Source organism: Mesorhizobium sp. M8A.F.Ca.ET.021.01.1.1 (genome assembly GCF_003998025.1).
Taxonomy (GTDB): domain Bacteria; phylum Pseudomonadota; class Alphaproteobacteria; order Rhizobiales; family Rhizobiaceae; genus Mesorhizobium.
On record NZ_RZSJ01000237.1, the window covers coordinates 1 to 8,665 of the forward strand.

Annotated in this window: 6 protein-coding genes; 3 read left to right on the forward strand and 3 right to left on the reverse strand. The window is 65.3% G+C overall.

Annotation, left to right across the window (positions count from 1 at the left end):
• Together EOA36_RS18890 and EOA36_RS18900 are read left to right on the forward strand one after the other, a co-directional pair.
• On the forward strand, positions 1 to 786 hold a 786-nt coding region (locus EOA36_RS18890; protein WP_145969216.1), incomplete at its 5' end, for an adenosine kinase.
• Between the two features lie 373 nt (positions 787 to 1,159).
• Entirely contained in the window at positions 1,160 to 1,858 is a 699-nt protein-coding gene (locus EOA36_RS18900; RefSeq protein ID WP_127278927.1) for an antitoxin Xre/MbcA/ParS toxin-binding domain-containing protein, read from the forward strand.
• Positions 1,859 to 1,937: 79 nt separating this feature from the next.
• On the opposite strand, the gene EOA36_RS18905 is transcribed toward EOA36_RS18900, so the two are convergent.
• Entirely contained in the window at positions 1,938 to 4,217 is a 2,280-nt protein-coding gene (locus tag EOA36_RS18905) for an NADP-dependent malic enzyme (protein WP_127278928.1), read from the reverse strand.
• Between the two features lie 133 nt (positions 4,218 to 4,350).
• Positions 4,351 to 5,469, reverse strand: a complete 1,119-nt coding sequence (locus EOA36_RS18910; RefSeq protein ID WP_245464404.1) for a glycosyltransferase — start codon at positions 5,467 to 5,469, stop codon at positions 4,351 to 4,353.
• A gap of 228 nt (positions 5,470 to 5,697) precedes the next feature.
• On the opposite strand from EOA36_RS18910, the gene mutS reads away from it, so the two are divergent.
• On the forward strand, positions 5,698 to 8,427 hold the full coding sequence (mutS, locus tag EOA36_RS18915) for a DNA mismatch repair protein MutS (RefSeq protein WP_127278929.1): 2,730 nt from the start codon (positions 5,698 to 5,700) through the stop codon (positions 8,425 to 8,427).
• A 46-nt stretch (positions 8,428 to 8,473) separates the two neighbouring features.
• On the opposite strand, the gene EOA36_RS18920 is transcribed toward mutS, so the two are convergent.
• Positions 8,474 to 8,665 (reverse strand): aldo/keto reductase (locus EOA36_RS18920; protein ID WP_189553267.1); only part of this gene is annotated, 192 nt, incomplete at its 5' end.

Here is an 8,665-nt window from a genome sequence, read left to right on the forward strand (position 1 = left end):
TCCTTCGGGGGACGCGCCGCCTTCTTCGGCAAGGTTTCCAACGATGCGCTGGGCGAAATCTACGCGCACGATATCCACGCGCAAGGTGTCGCCTTTGACACCAAGCCGCTCGAGGGCGAGCCGCCGACGGCGCGCTCGATGATCTTCGTCACCCCCGACGGCGAGCGCTCGATGAACACCTATCTCGGCGCCTGCGTCGAACTCGGGCCGGAAGATGTCGAGGCCGACAAGGCGTCGGGCGCCAAGGTGACCTATTTCGAAGGCTATCTGTGGGACCCGCCACGCGCCAAGGAAGCCATCCGGCAGACGGCCAGGCTGGCGCACGCGGCCGGCCGCGAAGTGTCCATGACCTTGTCGGATTCGTTCTGCGTCGACCGTTACCGTGACGAGTTCCTCGACCTGATGCGCTCGGGCACGGTCGATATCGTCTTTGCCAACAGCCACGAGATCAAGTCGCTTTACCAGACTTCGTCGTTCGACGAGGCGCTGGCGCAGATCCGCAAGGATTGCAAGATCGCGGCGGTGACCCGCTCCGAAAAGGGCTCGGTCATCGTGCGCGGCGACGAGACCGTGGTCATAAAGGCGACCGCCATCAAGGAGCTGGTCGACACGACGGGCGCCGGCGACCTCTACGCCGCCGGCTTCCTGCATGGTTATACACAGGGACGCGACCTCCAGACCTGCGGCGACCTTGGCTCACTCGCAGCCGGATTGGTGATCCAGCAGATCGGCCCGAGGCCACGGCAGAATCTGCGCAAGGAAGCCGAGCAGGCGGGGTTGTTGTAGGGGGCTTTTCCCTTCTCCCCCTGTGGGAGAAGGTGGATCGGCGCGCAGCGCCGAGACGGTTGAGGGGTGGGTGACGGATCGCCGTTTTTGCCAAGCTGGAACACCCTCATCCGACCTCGCTTCGCGAGGCCACCTTCTCCCACAAGGGGAGAAGGAAAAGACCGTCGCGCGGTTGTCACACACCGCTCCTACAGGAAATTGCGAGCGTCCCGTGACTGGCATTTCGGGATGCTCGCAGTCAGTTGGGGTGTCGTAAATGCAAGACAGCAACCTGTCGGGTTCGCTGCATCTGTTGCCGTTCGGAGTCCCGCTTTTCCCTTAGCCGTTGACAAACGGCCGCAGTCGGGGAGGAGCGCGGCCAGAAGACAGATGCATGACCAGATTTCCAATCCAGGCGACCGGCATAAACCAGGACGACTTCGCGGAGTTGGTCGCCGACAAGGTCGAGCGCGCGCTCGCCAATTATGACGAGGCGATCAACCAGTCCACCATGGTCTCGGTCGGCAAGATCGCCGGCAGCATAGCGTCCGCCGTTACCTTGCTGTCGCCCAAGCACCAGCGCGCCATCGACGCCATCCATGCCGACCTTCCCGGCCTTGCCTCGAAATTCGTGCGTGCGCTCGCGGCCGAAGCCGCGCGCCGCAGCGAAGCCGGCACCACCGGCACGACGACGCTGTCCGCAGAGGCCGAAACGCTGGCCGCGCTCCCCCAGTCCGACGACCTCGAATCGATGCTGATCGAGGACTGGGCCGGCCGCGTCGCCGGCTCGACCTATCTGGAAGAGAACCTGCGCATCGCCCGCTCCACCTTGCACCGCTGGCAACGGCGCGGCGACGTCATCGCGCTGCGCAAGGGCGGCCGCAAGCACGTCTTCCCGCTGGCGCAATTCGTCGACGGCAGGCCGGTGGCGGGCATAAGCGACGTGCTGGAGCTGATCGGCAACCCGAGGCTCGCATGGCTATGGTTGACCCGCCCAGCGGCACAGCTCGACGGCCGCATCCCGATCGACCTGCTGCGGCAGGACCAGGCGGAAGAGGTGGTCGAGGCAGCGCGTGGGTACGCGCCGGGGTGAAGTCAGCGCGAGAAGGTGCCCGCGCCGCGCTTCGGGCTTGTCTGATGCAGAAGCTTTCGTCTGCCAGGCGGGATGCTCCTCAAGTCCCCGCCGTGTAGGCCGCGATCGCCGCCATGTTCACGATATCGCTGTCCTTGGCGTTCAGCGAGACGATCTGCACCGGCTTGTTCAGGCCGACCAGCAGCGGGCCGATGACGGTCGAGCCGCCGAGTTCCTGCAGCATCTTGGTCGAGATCGAGGCCGAGTGGAACGCCGGCATGATCAGCACATTGGCCGGGCCGGTCAGGCGGATGAACGGGTATTGCGCCATGGCGCGGGCGTTGAGCGCCACGTCGGCGGCCATTTCGCCGTCATATTCGAAATCGACGCGGCGCTTGTCGAGGATGCGCACGGCTTCCTGGATGCGCTCGGAACGCTCGCCCTGCGGATGGCCAAAGGTGGAATAGGCGAGCATGGCGAGCCTCGGCTCATAGCCCATGCGGCGGGCAAAGCCTGCCGCCTCCTCGGCGATGTCGGCGATCTGCTCGGCGTTGGGCATGTCGTGGACGGCGGTGTCGGCGACGATCACCGTGCGGCCGCGCGCCAGCACGATCGAGGCGCCGATGACGCGGTGGCCGGGCTTGGCGTCGATGACGCGCCTGATATCGTCGAGCGCGGTGGAATAGTTGCGGGTGACGCCGGTGACGATGCCGTCGGCATCACCCAGCGCCACCATGCAGGCGGCAAAATGGTTGCGGTCGTTGTTGATCAGCCGCTGGCAGTCGCGGAACAGGAAGCCTTTGCGCTGCATGCGTTCGTAGAGATAGTCGGTGTAGATCGAATTGCGGCGCGACAGGCGCGCATTGATGATCTCGATGCCTTGCTTGTTCAAGTCGATGCCGGCGTGCCTGGCGTTCTCCTTGATGACATCGTCGCGGCCGAGCAGGATGGCCGTGCCGAGCCGCTGGTTCACATAGGAGACGGCGGCGCGCATCACCTGCTCCTCCTCGCCCTCGGCGAAGACGATGCGCTTGGGCTGGCGGCGCACGCGATCGTAGATGCGCTGAAGGGTCGAGGCGATCGGGTCGCGGCGGGCGGAAAGCTCCTGCGCGTAGCGGTCGAGATCGAGAATCGGCTTGCGGGCGACGCCCGAATCCATTGCTGCCTTGGCCACGGCAATCGGGATGGCCGAGATCAGGCGCGGGTCGAAAGGCACCGGAATGATGTAGTTGGGGCCGAATTTCGGCCGGTTGCCCTGATAGGCGGCGGCGACGTCGTCGGGCACGTCCTGGCGCGCCAGTTCGGCGAGAGCGCGGGCTGCGGCGATCTTCATGTCGTCGTTGATGGTGGTGGCCCTGACATCCAGCGCGCCACGGAAGATGTAGGGGAAGCCGAGCACGTTGTTGACCTGATTGGCATAATCCGAACGCCCGGTGGCCATGATGGCGTCGGTGCGGATCTCGGCCACTTCCTCCGGGGTGATCTCCGGATCGGGATTGGCCATGGCGAAGATGATCGGGTTCTTGGCCATCGACTGCACCATGGCGGTGGTCAGCGCGCCCTTGGCGGAAACACCGAGGAAGACGTCGGCGCCGTCGAGCGCTTCGGCCAGAGAACGCGCGTCGGTCTTGACCGCGTGCGCCGATTTCCACTGGTTCATGCCCTCGGTGCGGCCCTGGAAGACCACACCCTTGGTATCGCACAAGGTGATGTTTTCGGGCGAAAAACCCATCGCCTTCATCAGCTCGATGCAGGCGATGCCGGCGGCACCCGCGCCATTGCAGACCAGCTTCGTAGTCTTCATGTCGCGGCCGGTTACCTCCAGCGCATTGATCAGACCGGCGGCCGAGATGATGGCCGTGCCATGCTGGTCGTCATGGAAGACCGGGATGTCCATCAGTTCGCGCAGGCGCTGCTCGATGATGAAGCATTCCGGCGCCTTGATGTCTTCCAGGTTGATGCCGCCGAAGGAGGGACCGAGGAAGCGCACGCAGTTGATGAACTCGTCGGCATCCTCGGTGTCGACCTCGAGGTCGATGGAATCGACATCGGCGAAGCGCTTGAACAGCACCGCCTTGCCTTCCATGACCGGCTTCGAGGCCAGCGCGCCGAGATTGCCGAGGCCGAGGATGGCGGTGCCGTTGGAGATGACGGCGACCATGTTGCCGCGCGTCGTATAGTCGAAGGCTCTCGAAGGATCCTCGGCGATGGCGCGCACGGGCACGGCGACGCCCGGCGAATAAGCGAGGCTGAGATCGCGCTGCGTCGTCATCGGTTTGGTGGCGACGATCTCCAGCTTGCCCGGCCGGCCCATGGCATGGAATTCGAGCGCTTCCTGTGCGCTGACGGACGGACCGTTGTTCTCGGTTTTCCTGGCCATGATGCTTTTTGATTTCCTCGCCGGTGCGGCACCTCCTTGAAGCGGGTGCCTGTGTCCTTGCGAATTAAGACCACGGGCCGCCGCGTGTAAACCACGAAGCTCTGCAAAGCTGCTTCAAAGCGGACGCGCTCGGTCAGGGACTGGGCTGCGCTGGCTTGAATGCGGTGATTTCATGCGCATGCTGGCGGGCCGTTGCCCATCGCCGCAGCGTCCTGGTTCCGGGGAACGGCCATTGCGACAAGGGCGGCCGTCGGCTTCCCATCCGCTCGAACAGCTCCGACAGGAATTCCATGAGTTGCCGCCGTTGCGGCTCGACCCTGGCCATCGTGCGGTTACGGATCTCCTCGCGCGGTATGGCGCGGTCGCGCAGCGTCTCGACAGCCCGCCGGATCGCCGCCGGATCGGGCTCGGCGATGATGCAATAGTCCGGATCGAAGAAGACATCCCGGCCGCCAAGACTGGGCGTGCTGACCACCGGCAACCCGGCCATCAGATACTCCATGCTGGAACACATCGCCCCTTCCGCCGCCGACAGACAGAGCCCAACCGCGGCCTGGTTGTAGACGCGATTGACCTCCTGCGGCGCCAGCCAGCCGGCCAGGCCATCGATAATCGGGTTGGCGATACGATGCAGCGGCGATTGCGCCTGCAGGCGACGGATGAAGGCACGGTCGCCGGCCCGGGGCAGCTCGCCGATCGAAAAGGTGATGTGGGCGAGCCTTTCGACGTCGAAGGCGAGGTAATGACGCTTGGTGTACGAGATGCGGCCGTTATAGACGGCGTCGAATTCGACGGGGACATCCGGCAATGGCCGAAAGATGTCCTCTGAGACCATCAGATTGTGGTTGGAGACGATCGCGGTTCCTCCGACAGCGGTGACCAGACGACGCTCCTCCGGCGTGTTGCAAAGAAAAATCAGTTCGTGAAGCGGAAAGTTCTCACGGTACCAGGCGAGATCCCGGCCCAGCTTTGCGACGACGTGCGGCCGCTCGAGCGTCCAACTCGGCATCAGCAGGAACACGGCGCGCCGCGAGGCCAGGCGACGGCCGATTGCGACGATCGAGTTGAGGGGACGGGCGCCGCCGATCGGCGTGTAGATCAACAGCGGATCGTGGCTGAGAACGTAAACCGCGAGCCGAATGCCGCCGTCCAGATGGGACAACGGACCGCTGAGCGGCAGCGCGAAAGGGAGGCGCTTGGCCGCCGAAAACTTAAGCCAGCCCAACCTTTGACTGGCATGCCGAACCGTCATGAGCCAGAGCCGTTCGAGGGCCGAGTCGATCGGCCCTACCATCTCCTCGAACGTTTCGTGCCCATCCCTGTCCATGACCATTATACCCCCAAGACGACAGATATTCGCGATCACGGCATCGGGCAATGCCGCTGAATAGCCGGCCATGGACGATGGCTTGCGATCTTCCCCTGCTTTTCGATGGCCCGGCATTAAACCCCGCCACCACATCTGCTAGCGTGCCGCGCCATGAACATGCACAGCCCGAACGAGCCCGACGCCGCTCCCGAGTTGACGGCGGCGCCACAGCCAGGCGCCGCCGTCACGCCGATGATGGAGCAATTCATCGAGATCAAGGCGGCCAACCCGGATTCGCTGCTGTTCTACCGCATGGGCGATTTCTACGAGCTGTTCTTCGACGATGCCGAGAAGGCGAGCCGGGCGCTGGGCATCGTGCTCACCAAACGCGGCAAGCACCAAGGCCACGACATTCCGATGTGCGGCGTGCCGGTGCATGCGGCCGACGACTATCTGCAGAAGCTGATTGGCCAGGGGTTCCGCGTCGCCGTCTGCGAGCAGATCGAGGATCCGGCCGAGGCCAAGAAACGCGGTTCCAAATCGGTGGTGCGCCGCGATGTGGTGCGGCTGGTGACCCCGGGCACCATCACCGAGGACAAATTGCTGGCGCCGTCGGAATCGAGTTTCCTGATGGCGCTGGGCAGGGTGAAGGGCGGAGCGGACCACAGCTTTGCAATTGCCTGGATCGACATCTCGACCGGGGCCTTCCGCGTCGCCGAGACCTCCGCCGACCGGCTGATGGCCGACATCTTCCGTGTCGACCCGCGCGAGCTTATCATGGCCGAGCCGGTCTTCCATGATCCCGAGCTGAAGCCGGTGTTCGACGTGCTCGGCCGCATTGCCAGCCCGCAGCCGCCTTCGCTGTTCGATTCGGCCTCGGCCACGGGGCGGATCGCGCGGTTCTTCGAGGTGGCGACACCAGACAGTTTCGGCACGTTTTCGCGCGCCGAACTGTCGGCGATCTCGGGCGCCATCGCCTATGTCGAGAAGACGCAGAAGGCCGAGCGGCCACCGCTGTCGCGCCCCGAGCGCGAGGAGCAGGGCTCGACCCTGTTCATCGATCCGGCGACGCGCGGCAATCTCGAACTGTTGCGCACGCTGTCCGGCAGCCGCGAGGGCTCGCTGTTCAAGGCGATCGACCGCACGGTGACCGGCGGCGGCGCAAGGCTGCTCGCCGACCGGCTGATGGCGCCGCTGACCGACCCGGCGGCCATTGTCGCACGGCTGGATTCGGTGTCGTTCTTCCGTTCCGAAGTGCGGCTTTGCCAGGCAGTGCGGATGAGCCTGAAGAGCGTGGCCGACATGCCGCGTGCGCTGTCCAGACTGGCGCTCAATCGCGGCGGCCCGCGCGACCTCGGCGCACTGCGCGCCGGCTTCGAGGCGGCTGGCGCCATCGCCGAGACCTTTGCCGCGACCGCCCTGCCCCAGGAATTGGCCGGCGCGATGGCCGCGATTCAAGCGCTGCCCAAGGCACTCGCCCAGCATCTCACCCAGGCGCTCGGCGAGGAACTGCCGCTGCTCAAACGCGACGGCGGTTTCGTTCGCGGCGGCTATCATGCCGAACTCGACGAGATGCGGGCGCTGCGCGACGAGTCGCGCAAAGTGATCGCCGGGCTGGAGCGCTCGCTGATCGAGGAAACCGGCATCCGTTCGCTGAAGATCCGGCACAACAACGTGCTTGGCTACTACATCGAGGTGACGGCCAACCATCATGCAATCATGACCGGCAGCGATGGCGCCAAGGCGCGCTTCATCCACCGCCAGACCATGGCCAACGCCATGCGTTTCACCACGACCGAGCTCGCCGAACTCGAGACCAAGATCGCCAATGCCGCCGACCGGGCACTGAGCATCGAACTGGCAGCCTTCGATGCGCTGACGGCGGAGGCGGTCGGCGAGGCAGAGGCGATCCGCGCCGGCGCCGATGCGCTCGCCGTGCTCGATGTATCGGCGGCCCTCGCACTGTTGTCGGAAAGCGAGGCCTGGTGCCGGCCGGTGGTGGATTCCAGCCTTGCCTTCGAGATTTCAGGCGGCCGGCATCCGGTGGTCGAACAGGCGCTGCGCCGTTCGGGCGAAGGCCCGTTCGTCGCCAATGATTGCGACCTCTCGCCCGAGGGGACTGCCAAGAACGGCGCGATCTGGCTGCTGACCGGCCCGAACATGGGAGGTAAGTCGACGTTCCTGCGGCAAAACGCGCTGATCGCGATCCTGGCCCAGACCGGCTCCTTCGTACCGGCGGCGTCTGCCCATATCGGCGTCGTCGACCGGCTGTTCTCGCGCGTCGGCGCTTCGGACGATCTGGCGCGCGGCCGTTCGACCTTCATGGTCGAAATGGTCGAGACGGCGGCGATCCTCAACCAGGCCGGGGAACGCGCGCTGGTGATCCTCGACGAGATCGGCCGCGGCACCGCGACGTTCGACGGCCTGTCGATCGCCTGGGCGGCGGTCGAATATCTGCACGAGAAGAACCGCTGCCGGGCGATTTTCGCCACCCATTTCCACGAAATGACGTCGCTCGCCGGCAAGCTGGCGCGGCTTTCCAACGTCACCATGCGCGTCAAGGAATGGGAGGGCGACGTCGTTTTCCTGCACGAGGTCGGCAAGGGTGCCGCTGACCGGTCCTACGGCGTACAGGTGGCGCGGCTCGCCGGCCTGCCGGAGGCGGTGGTCGAGCGGGCCAAGGCGGTGCTGCACCAGCTGGAGGAAGGCGAGGTCTCCGGCAAGACCAACCGGCTGGTCGACGACCTGCCGCTGTTTTCGGTGGCGGTGAAACGGGAAGCGCCAAAGCCGGTGAAGAGCGACGCGCTGGGGACCGCGCTCGGCGAGATCAACCCCGACGAGATGACGCCGAAGGAAGCGCTGGAGGCGCTCTACCGGCTGAAAGGGCTGGCGAGGAAGTAATTTTGCAATCTGGGCGGCGGAGGGGGAAACTGGCAGCACCGCCGCCTCAGATCATCTCCAGCCCGCGCTTGCGCTTCGGTGGCGGGAATGCACGGTCGAGATCGGCGATGTCCTGCGGCGTAAGCTTTATGTCCAACGCAGCGACATTCTGGCGGACGTGCTCCTGGCTGCCGGCCTTGGGAATGGCGATGACGCCGTCCTGCCGCATCACCCAGGCCAGGGCGATTTGCGCCGGTGT